At 68.9% G+C, this 21,223-nt stretch carries 17 protein-coding genes and 1 riboswitch; of the genes, 7 read left to right on the top strand and 10 right to left on the bottom strand.

What is annotated here, in order from left to right:
* Window positions 1-36: 36 nt before the first annotated feature.
* Window positions 37-1,104 carry an adenosine deaminase gene (locus tag ACIBK4_RS00900; protein WP_398990868.1) on the bottom strand — a complete coding sequence of 356 codons (1,068 nt, stop codon included), beginning with the start codon at window positions 1,102-1,104 and terminating at the stop codon, window positions 37-39.
* Window positions 1,105-1,683: 579 nt separating this feature from the next.
* Here ACIBK4_RS00900 and ACIBK4_RS00895 point away from each other — a divergent pair.
* Complete coding sequence (locus ACIBK4_RS00895; RefSeq protein ID WP_398990866.1) at window positions 1,684-2,472, top strand: DUF4190 domain-containing protein; 789 nt, start codon at window positions 1,684-1,686, stop codon at window positions 2,470-2,472.
* Window positions 2,473-2,803: 331 nt separating this feature from the next.
* Here the strand turns inward: ACIBK4_RS00895 and ACIBK4_RS00890 are convergent, their stop codons facing one another.
* The 3 genes from ACIBK4_RS00890 to ACIBK4_RS00880 form a co-directional block, all read right to left on the bottom strand.
* Entirely contained in the window at window positions 2,804-3,679 is an 876-nt protein-coding gene (locus tag ACIBK4_RS00890; RefSeq protein ID WP_398990864.1) for an ABC transporter permease, read from the bottom strand.
* Window positions 3,666-4,640, bottom strand: coding sequence for an ABC transporter ATP-binding protein (locus ACIBK4_RS00885; protein WP_398990862.1), 975 nt, complete (start codon window positions 4,638-4,640; stop codon window positions 3,666-3,668). The genes ACIBK4_RS00890 and ACIBK4_RS00885 overlap by 14 nt, the downstream gene beginning before the upstream one ends.
* A 68-nt stretch (window positions 4,641-4,708) precedes the next feature.
* Entirely contained in the window at window positions 4,709-5,935 is a 1,227-nt protein-coding gene (locus ACIBK4_RS00880) for an outer membrane lipoprotein carrier protein LolA (RefSeq protein ID WP_398990860.1), read from the bottom strand.
* Window positions 5,936-6,311: 376 nt separating this feature from the next.
* Between ACIBK4_RS00880 and ACIBK4_RS00875 the strand changes: the two genes are divergently transcribed.
* Window positions 6,312-6,836: a hypothetical protein gene (locus ACIBK4_RS00875; protein ID WP_398990858.1), complete on the top strand. Its 525-nt coding sequence runs from the start codon at window positions 6,312-6,314 to the stop codon at window positions 6,834-6,836.
* Between the two features lie 6 nt (window positions 6,837-6,842).
* Here the strand turns inward: ACIBK4_RS00875 and ACIBK4_RS00870 are convergent, their stop codons facing one another.
* Window positions 6,843-7,853, bottom strand: a complete 1,011-nt coding sequence (locus ACIBK4_RS00870; RefSeq protein ID WP_398990856.1) for a polyprenyl synthetase family protein — start codon at window positions 7,851-7,853, stop codon at window positions 6,843-6,845.
* Between the two features lie 205 nt (window positions 7,854-8,058).
* Here ACIBK4_RS00870 and ACIBK4_RS00865 point away from each other — a divergent pair, with 205 nt between their 5' ends.
* The 3 genes from ACIBK4_RS00865 (at window position 8,059) to ACIBK4_RS00855 (ending at window position 12,490) form a co-directional block, all read left to right on the top strand.
* A complete protein-coding gene (locus ACIBK4_RS00865) occupies window positions 8,059-9,564 on the top strand; it encodes a peptide MFS transporter (RefSeq protein WP_398990854.1) in 1,506 nt (501 codons plus the stop codon).
* 16 nt (window positions 9,565-9,580) lie between these two features.
* Entirely contained in the window at window positions 9,581-11,575 is a 1,995-nt protein-coding gene (locus tag ACIBK4_RS00860) for a CocE/NonD family hydrolase (RefSeq protein ID WP_398990852.1), read from the top strand.
* 231 nt (window positions 11,576-11,806) lie between these two features.
* Window positions 11,807-12,008, top strand: a riboswitch (cyclic di-AMP (ydaO/yuaA leader).
* 5 nt (window positions 12,009-12,013) lie between these two features.
* Entirely contained in the window at window positions 12,014-12,490 is a 477-nt protein-coding gene (locus ACIBK4_RS00855) for a transglycosylase SLT domain-containing protein (RefSeq protein ID WP_398990850.1), read from the top strand.
* Between the two features lie 109 nt (window positions 12,491-12,599).
* On the opposite strand, the gene ACIBK4_RS00850 is transcribed toward ACIBK4_RS00855, so the two are convergent.
* From ACIBK4_RS00850 to ACIBK4_RS00830, 5 genes are all read right to left on the bottom strand, one after another.
* Entirely contained in the window at window positions 12,600-13,406 is an 807-nt protein-coding gene (locus tag ACIBK4_RS00850; RefSeq protein ID WP_398990848.1) for an HAD family hydrolase, read from the bottom strand.
* A gap of 106 nt (window positions 13,407-13,512) precedes the next feature.
* Window positions 13,513-14,541, bottom strand: coding sequence for a LacI family DNA-binding transcriptional regulator (locus ACIBK4_RS00845; RefSeq protein ID WP_398990846.1), 1,029 nt, complete (start codon window positions 14,539-14,541; stop codon window positions 13,513-13,515).
* A 58-nt stretch (window positions 14,542-14,599) separates the two neighbouring features.
* Window positions 14,600-15,481: a carbohydrate ABC transporter permease gene (locus ACIBK4_RS00840; protein ID WP_398990844.1), complete on the bottom strand. Its 882-nt coding sequence runs from the start codon at window positions 15,479-15,481 to the stop codon at window positions 14,600-14,602.
* Window positions 15,478-16,467 carry a carbohydrate ABC transporter permease gene (locus ACIBK4_RS00835; RefSeq protein WP_398990842.1) on the bottom strand — a complete coding sequence of 330 codons (990 nt, stop codon included), beginning with the start codon at window positions 16,465-16,467 and terminating at the stop codon, window positions 15,478-15,480. Before ACIBK4_RS00835 ends, ACIBK4_RS00840 begins: the two co-directional genes overlap by 4 nt.
* Window positions 16,464-17,798: an ABC transporter substrate-binding protein gene (locus ACIBK4_RS00830; RefSeq protein ID WP_398990840.1), complete on the bottom strand. Its 1,335-nt coding sequence runs from the start codon at window positions 17,796-17,798 to the stop codon at window positions 16,464-16,466. Before ACIBK4_RS00830 ends, ACIBK4_RS00835 begins: the two co-directional genes overlap by 4 nt.
* Window positions 17,799-17,996: 198 nt before the next feature.
* Here ACIBK4_RS00830 and ACIBK4_RS00825 point away from each other — a divergent pair, with 198 nt between their 5' ends.
* Both ACIBK4_RS00825 and ACIBK4_RS00820 read left to right on the top strand, forming a co-directional pair.
* On the top strand, window positions 17,997-20,003 hold the full coding sequence (locus tag ACIBK4_RS00825; RefSeq protein ID WP_398990838.1) for a beta-galactosidase: 2,007 nt from the start codon (window positions 17,997-17,999) through the stop codon (window positions 20,001-20,003).
* Between the two features lie 53 nt (window positions 20,004-20,056).
* Window positions 20,057-21,208 (top strand): arabinogalactan endo-beta-1,4-galactanase, encoded by a 1,152-nt coding sequence (locus ACIBK4_RS00820; protein WP_398990836.1) that lies wholly within the window; start codon window positions 20,057-20,059, stop codon window positions 21,206-21,208.
* Window positions 21,209-21,223: the final 15 nt, after the last annotated feature.

The raw sequence follows: 21,223 nt of genomic DNA, 5'->3' as shown, positions 1-21,223 counted from the left end.
GGCCCCATTGTGCTGGTTGTCGGCGCGCGCCGGTTGTCAGGGCGCGAGCCACGCGGAGGTGTAGGTGTCGATCTCGTCCTCGATACGGGCCTGGCCGGCCGCGTCGAGGAAGGAGGCCCGCACGGCGTTCTTCGCGAGGTCGGCGACCCCGCGCTCGTCGAGGTCGAGGAGGCGGGCGGCGACCGCGTACTCGTTGTTGAGGTCCGTGCCGAACATCGGCGGGTCGTCGGAGTTGATCGTGACGAGGACCCCGGCGCTGACGAACTCCTTGATCGGGTGCTCGTCGAGCGTGCGGACCGCGCGGGTGGCGATGTTGGAGGTCGGGCAGACCTCCAGCGCGATGCCGCGCTCGGCGAGGTGGGCGAGCAGCTTGGGGTCCTGGGCGGAGGTGGTGCCGTGGCCGATGCGCTCGGCGCGCAGGTCGTTCAGGGCGTCCCAGACCGTCTCGGGGCCGGTGGTCTCACCGGCGTGCGGTACGGAGTGCAGGCCGGCGGCGATGGCCCGGTCGAAGTACGGCTTGAACTGCGGCCGCGGTACGCCGATCTCGGGCCCGCCGAGCCCGAACGACACGAGCCCCTCCGGCCGTACCCGGTCCTCGGTGGCGAGCCGTACGGTCTCCTCGGCGGCTTCGAGCCCGGCCTCACCGGGGATGTCGAAGCACCACCGCAGTACGGTTCCGAACTCCGCTTCCGCCGCCTTGCGGGCGTCCTCGATCGCGTCCATGAAGGCCCGCTCGTCGATCCCGCGCCGCGTCGACGAGAACGGCGTGATCGTCAACTCCGCGTACCGCACCTGCTGTCGGGCCATGTCCCGGGCGACCTCGTAGGTCAGCAGCCGTACGTCCTCCGGCGTGCGGATCAGATCCACGACGGACAGATACACGTCGATGAAGTGCGCGAAGTCCGTGAAGCTGAAGTAGTCGACCAGGGCTTCGGGGTCGGTGGGCACCTTGGAGTCGGAGTGCCGGGCGGCCAGCTCCGAGACGATCCGCGGGGAGGCGGAGCCGACGTGATGGACGTGCAGTTCGGCCTTCGGCAGCCCGGCGATAAAGGCATGCAGGTCACGGGCCTGACCGGCGGCGGGTGCGGCGCTGTGGTCGGACAAGGTTCCTCCCCGGAACGGCGTCCCGGGCAGTGCGGTACGGGGCGCGGGTGATCGGCTGATCGTTGACTCGGGATCATCGTAGGCCGGGGTGGGGTGGGGTGCGCTGGGGTGGGGTGGGGCGGGGTCGGGGGTGGTGGCTTGGGGTCTCGTTGCCGGGTGCGGGTGTGTGGGGGCTGGTCGCGCAGTTCCCCGCGCCCCTGAGGGGGTCGGGGTGGGCCGGGGTCAGAGGTGCGGGGCCCGCAGCGGGTGGTCGGTGGGGTCGGGGTCGTGGCGGTACGGCGAGCCCGCCGCCGGTCGGGCCCTTTGGTTTCTCACCATGGTTGAACGAGTTGGTGCCGGCTGAGCGGCGGGCTGCGCCGTACCGCCACGACCCGCTCCCGTCTCGTCGGCGGCTGCGGGCGAGTGGGCCATCCCGGCTGGTTCCGGGCGATGCTTGGGGGCCGGAGTCCGTGGTGCCGTCCATGGTGGCCGGTGATGGTGATGTTGATGGCGTCCGGGCCAGCCCGCGTGGCGGAGGTGGCCCGGGGACGCTCTAGCATGGTCGGTCTGACGATCGACCGACGGGGACGGGGACACGACGTGGGGGACCAGACACAGCCGGACGGCGGCGTGGGGGCGAACGGCGACCCGTGGGCGCCGCCGGAGAGCAAGCCGTCACTGGAGAAGAGCGTGCCGCAGCAGCCGGCGCCGGGACAGCAGCCCGCCCCCGGGCAGTGGGCCGCTCCGCAGGACCAGCAGCCTCCGCCGCAGTCGCCGTCCGTGCACAGCCAGGCCACGGTGACCGCCATGCCGTCCGACGGCTTCGCCCCACCCGCACCCGGCACACCTCCCAACACCCCCGGCTACGGTCCCCCCGGCACACCCCAGGGCCTCCCCACCTACGGCGCCCCGGGCTACGGCCAGCCCGGCCCACAGAACGGCCCCGGCCCCGGAATGCCTGGCGGCGGTCCCGGAATGCCCGGCGGCTACGGCTACCCCGGCTACCCGCAGGGCTACGGCTACCCGGGTATGCCGATGGCCCCGCAGAACAACATGGGCACCGCCGCGATGGTGCTGGGCATCCTGTCCTGCTGCCTGTTCTGCATCTACGGCGTCGTGTCCCTCGGCCTAGGCATCACCGCGATCATCCTCGGCATCAAGGGCAAGAAGCGCGCCGACCGCGGCGAGGCCACGAACCGCGGCCAGGCCCAGGCGGGTCTGATCACGGGCATCATCGGAACCGTCCTGGGCGTCATCACGGCCGCCGCGCTGATCGCCACGATCGTGTACGCCATCAACCACGACGACAGCACCGACACCTCGGACTCGGACCCCTTCTACAACTCCGCCCCGAGCCTGACGGCGCCCCCGGTCCTGCCCCAGATCTGACCCCGCCCGGGCACCAGCCCCACTTCACACCCACGGGAGCCAGCACACGCTGGCTCCCGTGGGTGTTCCCATGCCCATGCTCATGCCTGTGCCCGCGATCGCGTATCCCCGCCCGGACCAGCCGGGATGGCCCACGCGCCCGCAGCCGCCGACGAGACGGGAGCGGGTCGTGGCGGTACGGCGCAGCCCGCCGCTCAGCCGGCACCAACCCGTTCAACCATGCTGAGAAACCAAAGGGCCCGACCGGCGGCGGGCTCGCCGTACCGCCACGACCCCGACCCACCCACACACCCGCTGCGGACCCCCGCACCAACCCCGACCAACTACACCGTCACGCCGTAATGTCCTTCGCCGTAAACCGCGCCCAGGCCGCCGACCCGAACACCGCCGCGTACAACGCCTGAAGCCCCAGGTTCTTCACCAGGTCGTCCCAGTACACCGGTTCACGCATGAGGTCGGCGAAGGACAACCAGTAATGGGAGAAGAAGTACGGCTGGAGCGCGTGCAGTTGGGGAATCTGGTCAAGAATCTGAACGGTGATCAACAGCCCCACGGTGGTCGCCATCGCCGCGATACCGCTGCTGGTCATGGTCGAGATGAACAGCCCCAGGGCCGCGATGCCGACAAGAGACGCGGCCACCACGAGGGCGATCAACAACGCCCGCCCCAACCCCTCCGCGAAGCTGATCTGCGTACCGGAGATGGTCGTCAGATCCCCCAGCGGAAAGAGCAACGCCCCGACTGTGAGCGCCGACAGCGCCACCACGAGCGTGGCCACCACGCAAAACGCCATCACCGTCGCGTACTTGGTGAGCAACAGCCGAGTACGACCGGCCGGAGCCACCAGGAGATACCGCAGGGTCCCCCCGCTGGCCTCACCGGCAATCGCGTCACCCGCGACAACCCCGATGGCCATAGGCAGGAAAAACGGAAGCGTGGCGGCCAACGCCGTGAACACCAGGAACAGCCCGTTGTTGGTGATCTGCGCGATGAACGCCGGTCCACCGCCCCCGTCCCCACGCCCAGGCCCACCCCCATCCTGCGTCTCCAACTTGACCGCGATCCCGACCAGAATCGGCACAGCGGCCAGCACACCGAGCAACGCAAGCGTGCGCCACCGCCGGAACGTCGTCACGAGCTCGCTGCGCAGCAACCCGAACGTCCACACCAACCGCGGCGCCCGCAAGGCGACTTCAGCCTGCGACATCGAACCCCTCCCCCGTCAACGCCACGAACGCGTCCTCCAGAGAAGCCCGTTCAACCCCGAAGCCCCGCACCCGCACCCCGGCCGTCACCAACGCCTTGTTCACATCACCGAGTTCACGATCGGGCGGCTCCGCAGTCACCCGCTCCTCCGCCACAACGACATCGGCGAGCCCCAGTTCCTTCAGCACCCGCGCCGCGTCCCCGGCATCAGGCGTGTCCACGAACAACCGCCCCCGCGTCCCCGCAGCCAGCTCGGCCACCGACCCCTGCGTGATCAGCCGCCCCTGCGCCATCACCGCCGCATGCGTACAGACCTGCTCGATCTCATCAAGGAGATGGGAGGAGAGAAAAACGGTCGTACCGTCGGACGCCAACTCCCGGATCAGAGACCGGATTTCACGCATCCCCTGCGGATCGAGCCCATTGGTCGGCTCGTCCAGAACAAGCAGCTCCCGAGGCTGAAGCAGAGCAGAGGCGAGCCCCAACCGCTGCTTCATCCCCAGGGAGTAAGCCTTCGCCTTCTTCCCGGAAGCCGCGGTCAGCCCGACCCGGTCCAGCGCGGCGGCGACACGATCCCGCCGGGTACGCGGATCGGCGGTGGGATCGGCGGCGTCGTAGCGCAGCAGATTGTCGCGGCCGGAGAGAAACCCGTACAACGCAGGCCCCTCGATCAGCGCACCGACCCGAGGCAGAACCGTACGCACAGACCGAGGCATGGGCCGCCCCAGCACCCGAGCCGTACCCGACGTCGGTTCGATGAGCCCCATCAACATGCGAATGGTGGTGGTCTTGCCCGATCCATTGGGCCCGAGGAAGCCGAAGACGCTGCCCGCCGGGACGGTCAGGTCGAGACCGTCCACGGCGAGCTGCCCGCCGCGAAAGCGCTTGGTGAGTCCACGGGTGGCGATGATGCCGTCACCCGCGTCCACCTGTTCCGGCACTTCGGCGGAAGGTCCGCCCATCGACTCCTCGATTCGCCCAATTCGCGGTCACCGCACGGGACTTACCCCGCACGGTACCTACTTGGCACTTACTTGGCCGCGTCCGCGGCCTTGACCAACGCACTCTTGGTGACAGCCCCGACATACACCTTGCCGTCATCCGTGATCAGGGCATTGACCAGCCGGGTGGAGAACACCGTGCCCTTGCCGAAGTCACCCTTCACCTGGTCCCCGAGCGAGTTCAGGAACCCACCGAGGTCACCGCTGCCGGACGAGGAGCCGGTCGGAACACCCTGGCCGCCGGTCTCGAAGACGGCGATGGAGTTCCAGCCCTTGCCGATGACGGTGGGCTCGTCGGCGCCCTTGGCGAGGCCCTTGTCGTCCTTGTTCGCCTTGCCGTCCTTGCCGAACGGGGCGGAGTGGTCCGGAGTCGCCTTGCTCGCGCTGTCCTCCGTGGTGACCTTCGCACCCTTCGGCGTCTTGAAGTCGAAGGTCGAGGCGGCCGGCTTGCCGAGGCTCAGCTGCGTGAAGCCTACGTCCACGACGGCCGCGCCGCCGCTCGCCGGGGTGAGCGTGAACTTGAGCGGCAGACCGGTCTTCGCATCCACCGCGACACTGATCGTGCCCACCGTCGTACCGGTCTGCTTCGGCTTGATCAGCAGCTTGTAGGCATCCCGCCCGGCGACATGCTCAGTACCGTCGACCGTCACAGACGTCGTGTCGTCGACCGACTTCAACGCCTCGTCGGTGAGGCCCTTGGGCGTGGCCCGGGTCTCGTCGCTCTTCGCGGCGCCCGCGGCCGTCGTACCGTGGAAGACCTCGTTCGACTTGCTGTCGTAACCCCAGACGTCCTTGCCGTTGTGGATGAGGCTGTACTCCGCCGCGTTCTCCAGCAGCGAGACCTTCTGCTTGTCGGGGCCGTCGGCCGCGACGCGCAGGGTGTGGGTGCCGGAGGCCAGCTCGGTGAGCTTGGTCGTCGGGTCGGCGGAGGAGCCGTCGCCGGACTTCGCGGCGCCGGACATCAGGTTGCTCTCCAGGCCGCCGAGGTCCGGCAGGCCGAGGTCCGTGCTGATCTTCACCGTGCCGGACAGCTGCTGGACGTCCGACTTGGCGATCTTGTCGAGGAGCTGCTGAGCGGTGATCTTCGGAAGGTTCGGGTCGCCGGAGTCGGCGAGCGCGGGGACCAGTCCGATGGTCGCGGCCGCCACCCCCACCACGGTGACCGGGACGATGTACCGCGCCGCCCTGCGCCGCCCGGCCCGGAGCTCGTCGCGCTCTCCGGTGTCCGTGCTGTCGTCGGTTTCGTACGGTGCCATGTCTGCCTTACCTCCGTCGTCGGCGGCGGCCAACCCGTCCTGTACTCGTCCCACCCTGAGCCGCCATTCTCACCCGATTCGGTGAGGAGTGGTGTTTTCCGTGTTCTCCATCTGACCAAATCGGCGAGAGATAAGCGTCAGACCCGGGAGGCAACTCCACGTACTCCTGCGGTATGACACACGGAGGCGACGCCTCCCCGAAACCCCTAGGGGGAAGACGCCGCCCGCGCAGGGCAGTTGACCGGCACCGGCCAGGACGACCGCATCCTGCGCTCCCCTCCACGTCACACGCATCGCATCGCATCGCATCGAGTAATAAACGGCCCGAATCCGTACTTAAGGGTGGCACCACACCGCATCGACCAAAGGGGTCGCCATGCACGCCACCCATCACCTCACCGGATACGCGGCCACGGGCGCCGCGATCCTGACCCTCACACTCGCCGGCTGCGGGAGCGGCGGCAGTGGAAGCGGCGGCTCCGCCGCCATGCCGGCCGCGGTCACCACGGGGACGACCCTCATGACCGCCAAGGTCGCCAAGGTCGGCACCGTCGTGACCGACAGCAAGGGGTACGTCCTCTACCGCTTCGACGCGGACTCCGCCCACCCGACGAGGATCAGCTGCTACGGCACCTGCGCGGCCGTCTGGCCCGCCGCGACCGCCAAGGGCTCCGTCACCGTCAAGGGCATCGACAAGAGCCTCGTCTCCACGGCGAAGCGCTCCGGCGGAACCTCACAGCTCACGCTCGCCGGCTGGCCCCTCTACCGCTACGCCAAGGACGACAAGCCCAAGGAGGCCTACGGCCAGGGCGTGGACGGCACCTGGTGGGCGGTGACACCCACCGGAGCGAAGGCCATGACCGCCGCCTCCGGCACGAACACGGGAGGCAGCGGCTACTGACGGGCCTCAGCCCGCCCGATGCACCACCGCATCGCACATCTCCAGCAGAGCGACCTTCGCATCGCACTCCGGAAGCGGGGCGAGCGCCGCCCGCGCGTCCTCCACGTACCGCACGGTGTCCCGCCGGGCCTGCTCCAGGGCCGGGTGGACGCGGAGCCGGGAGAGCGCCTCGGCGTGCCGGGCGTCGTCCGTGAGGTCGGAGTCGAGCAATTCGCACAGGGCGATGTCCTCGGCGAGACCCAGGCGCTCCGCCCGCTCCCGGAGCAGCAGCACCGGCAGCGTGGGGATGCCCTCGCGCAGGTCCGTGCCCGGGGTCTTGCCGGACTCCTCCCCGTCGGAGGCGATGTCCAGGACGTCGTCGGCGAGCTGGAAGGCGACGCCGAGCCGCTCGCCGTACTGGGTGAGGACGTCCACGACGGTGTCGTCGCAGCCGGACATCATCGCGCCGAACCGGCACGCGACCGCGACCAGCGAACCGGTCTTGCCGCCGAGCACGTCGAGGTAGTGCTCGACCGGGTCGCGCCCGTCGGAGGGGCCGGCCGTCTCCAGGATCTGGCCGGTGACCAGCCGTTCGAACGCCTCGGCCTGCACCCGCACCGCCTCGGGGCCGAGGTCGGCCAGGGTGTGCGACGCGCGCGCGAACAGGAAGTCGCCGGTGAGGACCGCGACCGAGTTGCCCCAGCGGACGTTGGCGCTCTCCACCCCGCGCCGTACGGTCGCCTCGTCCATGACGTCGTCGTGGTACAGCGTGGCGAGGTGGGTCAGCTCGACGACCACGGCCGAGGGCACGACACCCGGCGCGTACGGGTCGCCGAACTGCGCGGCGAGCATCACGAGGAGCGGCCGGAACCGCTTCCCGCCCGCGCGCACGAGGTGCTGGGCGGCCTCCGTGATGAAGGGGACCTCGCTCTTGGTGGCTTCGAGCAGACCCTCCTCGACTGCCGCCAATCCGGCCTGGACATCGGCTTCCAGAGCCTGGTCCCGCACGCTCAGCCCGAACGGCCCGACGACGGTCACGAGGGGTCTCCTGTCTGCTGGTGTCCCTGGGCGGTCACACGGTTTGTCGATAGGTCGCTGGCATCACTCAAGTCAGCGTATCCGGTCAGCTTTCGATCACCCATGCCGCCCACCCCGTCCAGCGGGGGCGGTATCGGATCACGACCGGTATGTTTTCGATCACCTGATAAGAACGGATATTTATCGACTTACGCGGAAGTAGTGGATGGTGTCCCGAACCGCACTGGAAGCCGAGCCCGACAACGAACCGCCGCCCGAGGACGACCACGCCTTCTTCGGCCAGCCCAAGGGGCTGCTCACGCTCTCCGGGCTCGAAGTCTGGGAGCGCTTCTCGTTCCTCGGCATGCAGGCCATCCTCGTCCTCTACTTCGCGGATACCGTCGCGCACGGCGGCATGGGCATGGCGTCCGGAACGGCCGCATCCGTGTCGGCAGCCTACGGAACGCTGGTCTATCTCGTCTCGGTCGCGGGCGGCTGGCTCGCGGACCGCATCCTCGGCTCGTACCGCGCGGTGCTGTGGGGCGGCATCCTCATCGCCTGCGGGCACTACTCGATGGCGGTGCCGACCGCCACGATGACCTGGGTCGGCCTCGGCCTGATCAGCGCCGGCACCGGCCTCCTCAAGCCCAACGTGGCCACCATGGTCGGCAAGCTCTACCGCACCGACGACGAGCGCCGGGACGCCGGTTTCGCGCTCTACTACATGGCGATCAACATCGGCGCCTTCGCGGGCCCGCTGATCACCGGCTGGCTCGGCGACCACAAGGGCTGGCACTGGGGCTTCTCCGCGGCCGCGGTCGGCATGACCTTCGGCCTGATCCAGTACGTCGCAGGGCGCCGTCACCTGGCCGGCCGCAAGAACACCGCGGAGTTCGCGCTCGCACCGGCCGCGATGCGCCGCGCGGTCCGCCTGATCGTCGTAGGCATCCTGGTCGCCGCCGTACTCGCGACCGGGCTGGCCACCGCCGGCTGGCTGACGATGGGCCGCTTCGTCGACCTGCTCACCGTCATCTCGGTCATCGCGCCCGTCGTGTACTTCGCGGTGATGTTCATGAGCCCCCGGGTGACGGCCGACGAACGCGGCCGGCTGCGCCCGTACATCGTGCTCTTCCTGGCCTCGACGGTCTTCAACTTCATTCTCTTCCAGGCCTATTCGACGATGATGCTGCTGGCCGCGTCGAACGCCGAGACGACCATCCTGGGCTTCGACTTCCCCGCCAGCTGGTACGCAAGCGCGCTCGGCGCCTTCGAGGTGGGGCTCGCGCCCGTGGTCGCCGCGCTCTGGGTCCGCATGGGCCGCAGCCAGCCGCACGCCTCCAACAAGATCGCGATCGGCGTCGTACTCGGCGGCCTGTCGTTCCTGCTGATGGTGCTGCCGACCAGCGGGCACAGCGGCGACGCCTACCGCATGTCGGCCTGGTGGATCGTCGGCTCGTACTTCCTGCTCGGGCTCGGCGACGTCCTCCTGGAGACCTCCGGAATGTCGGCCACCACCAAGCTCGCCCCGGCCGCCTTCTCCAGCCAGACCATGTCCCTCTGGTTCCTGTCCCTCGCCCTCGCGAACGGCATCCAGGCCCAGACGGTGAAGCTCTACGACGACGTCTCCAAGCCGGCGTACTTCGGCGTCAACGGCGCGATCGCGGTGGCCGCGGGCCTCGCGGTGATGGCCGCCGCGCCGTGGCTGCGCCGCACCATGCACCCGGTCCACTGAAGCCAGGGGTCCCCTCATGCGCATCCGAACGTCCTACCCGTACGAGACGGCCCACGAGGACATCCGCATCCCGATGCCCGACGGAACACGCCTCTACGCGCGCGTGTGGCGCCCGCTGACGGACGAACCCGTCCCCGCGCTCCTCGAATACCTCCCGTACCGCCTGACCGACTGGACGGCGCCCCGGGACGCCCAGCGCCACCCCTGGTACGCGGGCCACGGCTACGCCTCCGTCCGCGTCGACGTGCGCGGCCACGGCAACAGCGAGGGTGCCCCCGGCGACGAGTACGACGCGCAGGAACTCGCGGACGGCGTGGAAGTGGTCAACTGGCTTGCCGCGCAACCCTGGTGCACCGGCAAGGTCGGCATGTTCGGCATCTCCTGGGGCGGCTTCAACTCCCTCCAGATCGCGGCCCTCGCCCCGGAACCCCTGAAGGCGATCGTCACGGTCTGCTCGACGGACGACCGCTACGACAACGACGTGCACTACATGGGCGGTTCGGCCCTCGCGGTCGACCTGCACGCCTGGGCGGCCACCATGCTCGCCTTCGTCGCCCGCCCGCCGGACCCCGAGTACGCGGGCCTGATCTGGCGCGACCTGTGGCTCAAGCGCCTGGAGCAGATCGACCCGTTCATCCACACCTGGCTCGCCCACCAACTCCGCGACGACTACTGGAAGCACGGCAGCGTCTGCGAGGACTACGGCGCGATCGACGCGGCCGTCCTCGCGGTCGGCGGCTGGCACGACCCGTACCGCGACACGGTGTTGCGCCTCGTCGAACACCTCCCGCAGGACCGCGTACGCGGCCTGATCGGCCCCTGGTCCCACCAGTACCCGGACCGCGGCCTGCCGCCGGGCCCCGCGATCGGCTTCCTCCAGGAGACCCTCCGCTGGTGGGACCAGCACCTCAAGGGCATCGACACGGGAGTCATGTCGGACCCTCTCCTACGGGCCTACGTCAGCGACTCGCACCCCCCGGCCACGGTCTACGACACCCTCCCGGGCCGTTGGGTCGGCGAACCCGCGTGGCCCTCGCCGCACGTGAAGACGACGACGTACGGCCTCCGGGGTGCGCCCGTGATCGTCCGCTCGCCCATGCACACCGGGGTGGACGCGGGCCGGTTCTTCCCCTTCGGGAACGATGCCGATCTGCCGCCGGACCAGCGGGACGAGGACGCGCGGTCGGCGTGCTTCGAGTTCGAGGTGCCGGCGGAGACGTGGGTGCTGGGGCGGCCGAGGGTACGGCTGCGGCTGACCTGCGAGGTGCCGCGCGGGCAGGTGATCGCCCGGCTGTGCGACGTCGCCCCCGACGGCGCCTCGACCCTCGTCACCCGGGGCGTGCTGAACCTGTCGGCGCGGCACGGGCGGGACCGCGCGGTGCCGTGGACGCCGGGTACGACGGAGGACGTCACCTTCGAGCTGAACGGCATCGGGCACGCGTTCCCGCCCGGGCATCGGATCCGGCTCGCGGTGTCGTCGGCGTACTGGCCGTGGATCTGGCCGCAGCCGGAGTCTTCGGCGGGGTTCACGTTGGACCCGGAGGGGAGTGCGCTCGAACTCCCGGTGCGGGAGCAGGAGTTGACCTCCGGTATCGGTTTCGACGAACCCGAGGAGGCCGAGCCGCTCGGGGTCAACTACCCGGCCACGCTGGACGAACCGCGGCCCGAGCGGCTGGTCGTGCGGGATGTGGCGAAGGGCGAGTGGCGGCTGGAGGTGGACCCCCGGTACGGCGGGACGCGCGTATATCCGGACGGGTTGGAGTTCACCGAGGACGCGTTGGAGACGTACACGATCGACGAGTCGGACCCGTTGTCCGCGCGCACCCTCTCGGAGTGGTCGATCCGGCTGCATCGGCCGGAGCTGGGGTGGGACACGAGCGTGCGTACGCGGTCGGAGATTACTTGCGACGAAACGGACTTTCTTACCTCAAATGAGGTGATCTGCACCGAGGGTGGAGAAGTGATCTTCCACCGCACTTGGGAGAAAAGGATTCCGAGAACTGCCAGTTGAGGGCGAATGCCCGATTTGCCGTTCTTAATCCTCCCGTGAGTTGGGTCACGCGTTTCTGTGCGTGACCTGTGTCCTGGTCTGCCCGCGTTTTCCCTTACGGCATTTGACAGTTGACCCTTGGCTCGCGCAAAGGATCAAGTGCCCCATACGCCTCAGACCAAGGTCAATAGGGGTTAGGTGTGATTCCGCCACTTGTTCCGGACATGTGCTCTCGCATAGTTTCCCGGCCTGTCGAGCGGAACGCCGAATCCTGCCGCCGCCCGGCATCCCAGTCACGAACTTCTCGCACGGCAGGAGCGGGGGAACCAGGTAAGTCGCCGGGCCGGTCATCTCGACCGGAACGGCTTGGGGTTAAGTCACGTCCGCAAGGGCCTGGCCGGGCACCTCCCAGCCCGAACCCGACAGCTCACCTCGCAGGCGACGGAGAGGAACCTCGTCATGCCTGCATCCGCTCAGTCCCGCCGCGCCCGCCTCGTCCGCCGTGTCGTCATCGCCGGTACCGGTGCGGCGATCCTGGCCCTGCCTGTCGTCGGTGCGACCACCGCGTCCGCGGCCACCACGTCGACCACCGCGTCCACCACTCTTGCCGGGTACCCCAACACCCTTGACGGGTGGATTCGGGAGTCGCTCGCGATCATGGCGCAGAAGGGGATTCCGGGTACGTACAACGGGATCTACCGGAACGTGATTCGTGAGTCTTCCGGTAACCCGTACGCGATCAACAACTGGGACTCCAATGCGGCGGCGGGTACGCCGTCGAAGGGGCTTCTCCAGGTCATCGACCCGACGTTCAGCGCGTATCACGTTGCCGGGACCTCGTACGACCCGTATGACCCGGTTGCGAACATCACGGCTGCTTGTAACTACGCGGCGGCGGTGTACGGGTCTATCGACAACGTGTACGGCGCTTACTAGAACCGTTGGATCAGCCACGACTGGTTGTGTTTTGAGTGACACCGCCGTCGTGGCTGGTCGCGCAGTTCCCCGCGCCCCTGAATGCGCCCCTTCGGGGCCATTCAGAATCTCAGCTGAACAATCTCTCAAGTACCAGGGCGATTCCGTCGTCCTCGTTCGACGACGTCACCTCGTCGGCCACCGCCTTGAGTTCGGGGTGGGCGTTGGCCATTGCCACCCCGTGGGCTGCCCAGTCGAACATCGGGATGTCGTTCGGCATGTCGCCGAAAGCGATGGTGTCCGACGGGCGCAGGCCCAGGTGTTGGGCGGCCAGGGCCAGTCCCGTCGCCTTGGTGATGCCGAGTGGCTGGAGTTCGACGGTGCCGGGGCCCGACATGGTGACCGAGGCCAGGGAACCGACCACCGAGCGGGCCGTGGAGGCCAACTCGTCGTCCTCCAGGGCGGGGTGACGGAGCAACACCTTGCTGATGGGTTCGCACCAGAGGTCGTCCCGCTTGCCCACCCGTACCGCCGGCAGCGTGGGGTGCGGCATCAAGTAGCCGGGCTCGATCAGGGTCAGGCCGTCCACGCCGTCCTGGTCGACCGCCGCGTACACCTGGCCCACTTCCGCCTCGATCTTGCCGAGCGCGGTCTCCGCCAACTCCCGGTCCAGGGTGACCGACCAGAGCAGACGGTCCGCGCCGGCGTCGTACAACTGCGCGCCCTGTCCGCACACCGCGAGCCCTCTGGAGCCTAGGTCTTCGAGCAACGGGCGCACCCTCGGGGCCGGCCTGCCGGTGACGACGAGGTGCCGGGCGCCGGCCGCCGTCACCCTCGCGAGTGCGATGCGGGACCGGTCGGAGAGTGTGTCGTCGCCGCGCAGCAGCGTCCCGTCCAGGTCGGTGGCGATCAGTGCATATGCGAGGGGTGCGGCCATGATCAGAGAATACGGATGGAACGCCCCACCGACTCGACACGAACCGGACGGCTGCTGCCTTCACATGCGTTGACCCGTGTTCCGGTTGGTTTGACAATTACGGCCGTTATGCCGACTCCCGTACCACCAGTTCCGTAGGCAGAATCACGCCCGCCGTGTCCTCGCCGGCGATCTGGGCCAGGAGCATGCGGACCATTTCGGCGCTGATGCGGTCGTAGGGCTGGCGCATCGTCGTCAGGGCCGGCGTGATGGACGTGGCCGCCGCCGAGTCGTCGAAGCCTCCGACAGCGATGTCATCCGGGACCGAACGGCCGGATTGCTGAAGGGTGTTGACCACTCCTAGGGCCATCAGGTCGGACGCCACGAACACTGCGTCTATGTCGGGGGCCTGGGCCAGGAGGCGTCGGGCTGCTTCCTCTCCGCCCGTGCGGCGGTAGTCGCCCTCGACCACGAGGGTCGGGTCGTGCGGGAGGCCTGCCTCTGTGAGGACGTCTCTGTAACCCGCCAGGCGGTCCGGGCCGCCCGGTGCGTCGAGTGGGCCCGTGACCATGCCGATGCGGCGGCGGCCGCCGGCGATGAGGTGGCGGACCATCTCCTGGGCGCCGTCGCGGTCGGCGGCGGCCACGTAGCTGTACTTGGAGGCGGAGCCGAGCGGTTTGCCGCAGGCCACCAACGGGATTCCCGCGTCCCGGAGTTCGGCCGCCACCGGGTCTCCGCTGTGGTTGGAGACGAGGAGGACGCCGTCCACGTGGCCCGAGGTGATGTACCGGGTCAGGCGGCGGCGTTCGTCCTTCGACGAGGCCAGCATCAGGAGCAGGGGGATGTCGTGACGGGCCAGGTGTTCGGTGCAACCCCGCAGCAGGACATTGAAGTTGGGGTCCTCGAAGAACTTCTCCTGCGGCTCGGTGAGGAGGAACGCCACCGAGTCCGACCGTCCGGTACTCAGGGAACGGGCATGCCGGTTGACGACGTAGCCCGTCTTCCTGATCGCCGTCTCCACGGCGGTGCGCGCGGCCGGTGAGACGTAGTGACCGCCGTTCAGGAACCGGGAGACGGTTCCCCGGGAGACCCCTGCCTCCCGGGCCACGTCGTGGATGGTGGGCGGTTTGCGGCGTCCGTTCGGACTGGTGGTCATGGTCCTCGTTCTGCCGGTTCAGGTGCGGTGGGGGGAGATACGGCTCAGTACTTGCACCTCACGCCTTGACTGACCCGCTGAGCAGGTCCAGGGACCAGAACCGCTGGATCACCAGGAACAGTGCGATCAGCGGCAGGATCGCGAGGAAGCAGCCCATGATGACCAGGGTGTAGAGCGCGGGTTGGGAGGCGCCCTGGGCGAGCAGGGTGTAAAGGCCCAGCGTGAGCGGGAACTTGGTGTCGTCCGCGAGCATCACGTACGGCAGCAGGAAGTTGTTCCAGATGCCGACGAACTGGAACAGGAACACCGTGATGAGGCCCGGCATCATCATCGGCACCGCGATCCGCGAGAAGATCCGCCACTCGCTCGCGCCGTCCATGCGGGCCGCTTCGAGGAGTTCGGCGGGCACGGACGCGGCCGCGTAGATCCGGACGAGGTAGACGCCGTAGGGGGAGAGGATCGACGGCAGGAGCATCGACCAGTACGAGTCGGCCAGGCCCATCTTGGACAGCAGGAGGTACTGGGGGACGGTCAGCACGATGCTCGGGACGAGGACGCCGGCCAGCATCAGCTTGAAGACGAACTCCCGTCCCCTGAAGGCGAATCGGCCCAGTGCGTAGCCGCCGGCGGCCGAGACCGCGGCGGAGAGCAGCGCGCCGAAGCCCGCGTAGAAGAGGGAGTTGGCCATCCACTGCCAGTAGATGCCGTCGCGGTAGGAGCTGAGCTCCTTGAAGTTGTCGGCGAAGCCGGAGCCGGGGGCGAAGGTGAACGTGGAGAAGAGTTCGCCGCGGCCCTTGCTGGCCGCGATGACCACCCAGACCACGGGGATCAGGCAGTACAGGGAGCCGAGGATCAGGACGAGGGTCGGCACCCACGCCGTGCGCTTCGGCTTGCTCAGGCCCGGGCGGGCGTCGGTGGCGGTGAGGGTGAGGGGGGTCATGCCCGGTCCTCCCGGGTGTAGCGGTCGGAGACGCGCAGCAGCGTGAAGGAGAGCGCGAAGGTCGCCAGGGCCAGCACCACGGCGGTGGCGGAGGCGCCGTAGATGTCCGACCTGAGGAAGGCGGCGTCGTAGATGGCCATCAGCGGACTCCAGGAACCGGAGATGCCGTTGGTCAGCGGCTTGAGCGCCATGGGCTCGGTGAAGACCTGGAGCGTGGCGATGACGGAGAAGAAGAACGTGAGCACGAGGGAGGGCAGCACGATCGGGATCTTGATCCGCAGGGCGATCTTCAGGTCGGACGCGCCGTCGATGCGGGCGGCCTCGTAGATCTCCTGCGGGATCGAGCGCAGGGCGGTGTAGATGACGATCATGTTGAAGCCCGTGCCGCCCCACACCGCGATGTTCGCGAAGGAGAGGTACAGGTTGCCGCCGTCGAACAGGTCCGGCTGCGGGAGGTTGAACTCCCGCAGGAGGTAGTAGAAGGGGCTGACCGTCGGGAGGTACAGGAAGCCCCACATCAGGGCCGCGATGATGCCGGGCACGGCGTACGGCAGGAAGATCGCGAGGCGCGCGAACTTGGCGCTGCGCGCCCGCGGGGTGTCCAGCATCAGCGCGAAGACCAGCGCCAGACCGAGCATCGTGGGGATGACGATCAGGCCGTAGCCGAACGCGCGCAGGACGCTGTGGCCGAACTCGGAGTCCTGCAGAACGTCGGTGTAGTTGCCGATGCCGTTCCACACTTGCTGGCGGGCGCCCTTGCCGAGGCCGATGCCCTTGACCTGGACCTTGTGGAGACTGAGCCACACCGCGTACCCGATCGGTACGACGGTGAAGGCGGCGAACAGGAGCACGGCCGGTACGAGGAACCAGTACGGCGCGCTGCGGCCACGGCGACGGAGGCGGCGGGGGCGGACGGTGGTGGCGGTGCCGTCCGCCAAGGGCCCGGCCGGCGCGCGGTCGGAGCCCTTGAGCGGAGTGGCGGTCATGCCTCGGTCACCTTGAAGCCCTGCTTCTTCATGTCGGTGAAGGTCGACGACTGCATGGTGGCGAGCGCGGTGTCGAACTGCGCCGCCTTCTTCGCCTTGGTGGCCTTGCCGAACGCGTCGCTGAAGGTGTCGTAGGCGACCTGAACGTTCGGGCCCCAGGCGGACGCGGCCGTGGTGGCGGCGATCTTGGCGGCCGTGTCGTAGAAGTCGGTCTGGTTCGGGAAGAACTCGGGGGTGGTGAGCACCGAGCCGGACTGGCCCTTGGTGGCCGCCGGGTAGATGGAGACCTCCTTGACCAGGGCGGCCAGCGCCTCCGGGTCGGTGTTCAGCCAGGTGGCGAACTTGGCGGCGGCCTCGGCGTGCTTGGAGTCGGTGGAGACGCCGGTGGAGGAGCCGCCCCAGCTGCCGGTGACGTCCTCGCCCGCGCTCCACTGCGGCAGCGGCGCCATGCGCCACTTGCCCTTGGTGTCGGGGGCCGAGCTGACCAGCACACCGGGCGCCCAAACTGCGGAGACCCAGGCGATGTTGGTGCCCTTGTTCAGCGCGTTGTTCCAAGCCGGCGTGTACATCGGCTGGTTGTCGATCACGCCCTCCTGGACGAGCCCGCCCCAGAAGTCGGTGACCTTCTTCGTGGCCGCGTCGTCGATGCCGACGGTCCACTTGCCGCCGCTCTCCACGGTCCACCACTTGGCACCGGCCTGCTGCGCCAACCCCGCGAACAATCCTGGGTCGTTGGAGGAGAACGTCGTCAAGTAGGCGTTCGGGAGTGCCTTCTTGGCGGCGCGGGCGGTCTTGGCGAAGTCGTCCCACGTCGCCGGGACGGTGAGGTTGTGCTGCTTGAACAGGTCCTCGCGGTAGAAGAACATCAGCGGCCCGGAGTCCTGCGGTATCGCGTACACGGCGTCGGTGCCGAGCGTGACCATGCCCCAAAGTCCCGCCGCGAACTCGGACTTGGCGGACTTCGCGTACTTCGAGATGTCGGCGAGCACGTCGTTGGAGACCAGCGTCGGCAGCGACTGGTACTCGACCTGGATCAGGTCGGGGGCGTTGCCCGCCTTCTTCGCGGTGATCAGCTTGGAGACGATGTCCTTGCCGGCCGCCTGCTTGGACACGGTGACCGTGATGTCCGGGTTCTTCTTGTTCCAGATCGCGGCGACCTTGTCCATGTTCGGCGCCCAGGCCCAGTAGGTCAGCTTGACCGGCCCGCTGCTCTTGCCGGAGTCGTCGTCGGAACCGCCGCAGGCGGCGAGGGTGCCCGTGAGGCCTACGGCTGCCGCCCCGGCAAGAATGCTGCGCCTGCTGAACTGGTGGCGGTGGATCGACATCTTCATCTCCCCTGACTGAGTGCGAGCCGGTCACGGCTCTGTGACCGTGCACAGTAGAGAATTGTTTCGGACCCTTGTCAATGGATGAACCCTGGGGTTACCTACTTGTTGCTGACGGATGGACGCCGCAACCATCCATGTGCACGATCACAGAATCAGCAGCATTTCAGTCGCCGCAGTCGCCGATCCCCCGGGAGTGAACCCATGCCGTCCCCCGCCCCCCACGACCGTCTGCCGCTCGCCTTCGGAGGTGACTACAACCCCGAGCAGTGGCCACGCGAGGTCTGGGAGGAGGACGTACGGCTGATGCGGGAGGCCGGTGTCACGGCCGTCTCCCTCGGCGTCTTCTCCTGGGCCCGGCTGGAGCCGCGCCCGGGCGAGTACGACTGGGAGTGGCTCGACACGGTGATGGGCCTGCTGCACGAGGCGGGCATCGCCGTGAACCTCGGCACGCCGACGGTCGTACCGCCGGCGTGGTTCTACCGCGCGCACCCTTCCTCGTTGCCCGTGACGCGCGAGGGAGTCCGCCTCGCGTTCGGCTCGCGGGGCGCGATATGCCACTCGAACCCCGAGTACCGGGCGGCGGCGGCCACGATCACGACGGCCCTGGCCGAGCGCTACGGCAGCCACCCGGCCGTGGTCCTGTGGCACGTCCACAACGAGTACGGCGCCCCGGTGCTCGCCTGCTACTGCGACGTTTGCGCGGCGGCTTTCCGCGACTGGCTGCGGATGCGCTACGGCACACTCGGCGCCCTCAACCAGGCCTGGGGAACGGCGTTTTGGGGCCAGCAGTACGGCGACTGGGAGGAGATCACTCCGCCCCGGGCGACCCCGTCCGTATGCAATCCCACCCAGCAACTCGACTACCGCCGCTTCGCCGACGCCCAGGCCCGCGCCAACTTCTGTGCCGAGCGCGACATCCTGCACCGCCTCTCCCCCGGCGTCCCCGTCACCACCAACTTCATGGTCGCCCCGAGCCAGGGCCAGGGCGTCGACTACTGGGCCTGGGCCAAGGAGGTCGACCTCGTCACCAACGACCACTACCTGATGACGGACGGCCGCCGTACGCACGTGAACCTGGCGCTGGCCGCCGACTTGACCCGCTCGGTGGCGGGCGGGGGCCCATGGCTGCTCCTGGAACACGCCACGTCCGGGGTCAACTGGCAGCCGTACAACCCCGCGAAGCGTCCCGGCGAGATGGCGCGGAACTCGCTCGGGCATGTGGCCCGGGGTTCCGAGGGCGCGATGTTCTTCCAGTGGCGGCAGTCGCAGTCGGGCGCGGAGAAGTTCCACACGGCGATGCTGGCGAACTCCGGTACGGACAACCGGGGTTGGAGGGAAGTCACTGAACTCGGCCGCAGGGTCGGGGACTTGAGCCGGGCGGGTCTACGGGGGACCCGGACCCGGGGTGACGTGGCGATGGTGTGGTCGTGGGACTCCTGGTGGGCGCAGAGCCTGGAGTGGCGGCCGAGCCAGGACCTGGATGCGCGGGAACGGTTGGATTCGTTCTACGAGGCCCTGTACGACCGGCACTTGACGGTGGACTTCGTGCCGCCGACGGGGTTGGGGGACCTGGACCCGGAGCGGTATCCGCTGCTGGTGGTACCGCAGTTGTACGCGGCGCCGGTGGGGGTGGGGGCGGATCTGGAGCGGTACGTCTCGCGGGGCGGGACGCTGCTGGTGTCCTTCTTCTCCGGGATCGTCGACGAGAACGACACGTTGCATCCGGGCGCGTATCCGGGGGCGTTGCGGGATGTACTCGGGCTGACTGTCGAGGAGTTCGATCCGTTGCTGCCGGGTGAGGTGGTGTCGGTTCGGGGGGCGGACGGCGCGGTGTACGAGGCGGATCTGTGGTCCGAGGTCGTGATCCCGAGTGAGGGTTGCGAGACGGTCGCGGTGTTTGCCGACGGTCGTACGGCGGGTGGGCCCGCGTTGACCCGGTACGCGCTGGGGGCGGGGGCTTCCTGGTACTTGGCGACGCGGCTCGCCGGCGCCGACCTGGCCGCCGTCGTCGATCTCGCCCTCGGGGACGCGGGGATCACGCCGGTCGATCTGCCCCGCGATGTCGAACTCGTCGTACGGGAGGGCGAGTCGGGGACGTTTCGCTTCGCGGTGAACCACACCGGGGGCGAGGTGAAGGTGGTGCTGCCGGACGCGAGTCGGGCGGCGGTGCCGGCGGGCGGGGTGGAGGTGTTCCACACCCCGCGCTGATCTCGGCTCAACTCGCTGGTTTCTTTGGTCACTTACTGAAGGGAAGCTTTGTGATGCGCAGACGCAGTGTTCTTACGGCGGCGGGTGCGGTCGGTGCAGCCGCGCTCGCGGTGCCGGTGTTGGGTGCGACGCCGGCGATGGCCGCCGACCGGCGCCGGTTGGAGATCCGGGGGATGGACATCTCGTCGCTCCCCAAGGACGAGGCCAGCGGGGCGATTTACCGCCGGGCGGACGGCCGCCGGGACGACCCGATCCGCATCCTGGCCGACGCGGGCGTGACGCACGCGCGCCTGAAGGTGTGGGTGAACCCGGCGGACGGTTACAACAACAAGCGGCACATCCTGCCGTTGGCGAAGCGGTTGCGCCGGGCGGGGATCGGGATCTGGGTCGACTTCCACTACTCCGACACGTGGGCGGACCCGGCGCACCAGACCAAGCCGGCGGCGTGGGCGGACCTGGATGTGGCGGGCCTGACGAGAGCGGTCTACGACCACACCGCCGACGTGTTGGGCGCGTTGCGCCGCCAGGGCACTCCGGCGGACCTGGTCCAGATCGGCAACGAGATCAACGGCGGGCTGCTGTGGCCCACTGGCAAGAACTGGGGTGACGACGCCGGGGGTTGGGGCAACCTGACGACGTTCCTGAAGGCGGGACTCAATGCCGCCCGCGACACGACCCCGCGTATCCGCACGATGCTCCACATCGCATCCGGCGGTGACAACGGCACGTCGCGTTGGTGGTACGACAACGTGGTGGCCGACGGGGTCGACTTCGACATCATCGGCCAGTCGTACTACCCGTTCTGGCACGGTGCGCCCGAGGCGGCGGCGGCCAACTTGGCTGATCTGGCGGCCCGTTACGACAAGCCTGTGCTGATCGCGGAGACGGCGTATCCGTTCACGCTGGAGAGCGAGGACGCGACGAACGACATCATGTACGACCCGTCGCAGCTGACCCCGGGCTACCCGGCGACCCCGGCGGGCCAGGCGGCGTGGCTGCGGACGGTGGCGGACCTGATGGCGAACGTTCCCGGCAACAAGGGGCTGGGTTACTGCTATTGGGAAGGCGTGTGGACATACCGGGCCGGTGACGGCTGGGACCCGACCGACCCGACGTCCGGCAACGCGTGGGAGAACCTGGCGTTGTTCGACTTCGACGACAAGGCGCTGCCGGGGTTGCGGACGTTGGGCCGTTACCGGTCGTAATGCCCACCCGTGACG

This window comes from Streptomyces sp. NPDC050528 (assembly GCF_044457795.1).
GTDB lineage: Bacteria > Actinomycetota > Actinomycetes > Streptomycetales > Streptomycetaceae > Streptomyces.
Note: the sequence above shows the minus strand (reverse complement) of the source record. Positions and strands in the feature narration are given on the sequence as shown.